This window comes from Clostridium sp. HV4-5-A1G, from assembly GCF_900184915.1.
In the GTDB taxonomy this organism is placed as follows: domain Bacteria; phylum Bacillota; class Clostridia; order Clostridiales; family Clostridiaceae; genus Clostridium_B; species Clostridium_B aromativorans.
In genome coordinates, this window is record NZ_FXYI02000314.1 from 1 (window position 1) to 1,836 (window position 1,836).

1 protein-coding gene is annotated in these 1,836 nt (G+C 26.1%); it reads left to right on the forward strand.

Features of this window, described 5'->3' with window-relative positions; genetic code table 11:
- Positions 1 to 427 precede the first annotated feature (427 nt).
- Positions 428 to 1,777: a chromosomal replication initiator protein DnaA gene (dnaA, locus tag J5G60_RS18125; protein WP_150358970.1), complete on the forward strand. Its 1,350-nt coding sequence runs from the start codon at positions 428 to 430 to the stop codon at positions 1,775 to 1,777.
- The last annotated feature ends 59 nt before the right edge of the window (positions 1,778 to 1,836 follow it).

Genomic DNA, 1,836 nt, shown 5'->3' on the forward strand with positions numbered 1-1,836 from the left:
GTTTTACTATTAAATTATATATTCACTAACTTATAATGTCAATATAAATTCAAAAGTATAAATTTCACGTTTAATATTTTTATATATATTTTGTGGATAATTTCTTGAATAGGTTGTTTTGTTTTGATATTATAAATAGAGGATTGTTAATAACTTAAAAATTTATACTACTTATCCACAATTGTGGATAAGTATGTGCATAACTTGTTTTGAATTTTTTTTATTTCTATATATTTTCCTATTTTACTAACATTATTCATTGTAAATAATGTTAATATTTATTTTACTACTTAAAATTATAATTTTTTTACCTTAATTTTATAAACTTAATTATACACATGTGAATATTTTTATACACACATGTCAACAAAATATAATAATGGAATATTTAAACTCAGATTTATTTTTTAAGACTGGAGGATACAAAATGAATGCCCATCCAAACGAAATATGGGAACAATCTTTAAACATAATAAAAGGTGAAATTACTGAAGTAAGTTTTAACACATGGATTAAAAGTATTACTCCTGTATCCATCGAAAATAATACTTTCGTACTAAGCGTACCAAATGACTTAACTAAAGGAATATTATCCAGTAAATATACAAACCTAATATCTAATGCATTAAAATTAATTACCTCAAAAAAATATAATATTAAATTTTTAGTTTTATCTAAATCAGAGGAAGCATTAACACTAGATAATAAGCCTCAAGAATATACTAAAAGATCAATAACCACAAATGACGAAACAACCATGTTAAATCCCAAATACACTTTTGATTCTTTTGTTATAGGAAATAGTAATAGATTTGCTCATGCAGCATCTCTTGCTGTAGCCGAATCACCGGCCAAAGCATATAATCCACTGTTTATATATGGAGGAGTAGGTCTTGGTAAAACCCATTTAATGCATGCTATAGGCCATTATATATTAGAAAACAATAAAAAATCTAAAGTAACTTATGTTTCATCTGAAAAATTTACAAATGAACTCATAAATTCAATAAAAGATGATAAAAATGTAGAATTTAGAAATAAATATAGAAATATAGACGTACTATTAATAGACGATATCCAATTTATAGCTGGTAAAGAAAGTACCCAAGAAGAATTCTTTCACACTTTTAATGCTTTATACGAAGCAAATAAACAGATAATCTTATCAAGCGATCGACCGCCAAAAGAAATTCCTACATTAGAAGATAGACTTAGATCCAGATTCGAATGGGGGCTTATAGCCGATATACAGCCACCAGATTTTGAAACTAGGATGGCCATATTAAAAAAGAAGGCAGATGTGGAAAATTTAAACATCCCAAATGAAGTCATGGTATATATAGCTACAAAAATCAAATCAAATATTAGAGAATTAGAAGGAGCATTAATACGCATAGCTGCTTTTTCCTCACTTACAAACAAGGAGATAAGCATTGATTTAGCCGTAGAAGCATTAAAAGATATAATTTCAAGTAAACAATCTAAACAAGTTACAATAGACTTAATACAAGATGTAGTAGCAAATTACTATAATTTAAAGGTGTCTGATTTCAAATCAGCTAGAAGAACTAGAAATGTAGCTTTTCCAAGACAAATAGCAATGTATTTATGTAGAAAACTTACAGATATGTCACTGCCTAAAATAGGAGAAGAATTTGGAGGTAGAGATCATACTACCGTAATACATGCCTATGAAAAAATATCAAATAATTTAAAAAAAGATGAGAGTCTTCAAAATGCTATAAATGATTTAACAAAACGTTTAAATCAAAAATAATTATCAACATATGTTTATAATTATTTTATGATATGCTGTTGATAATATTTTTTATATAT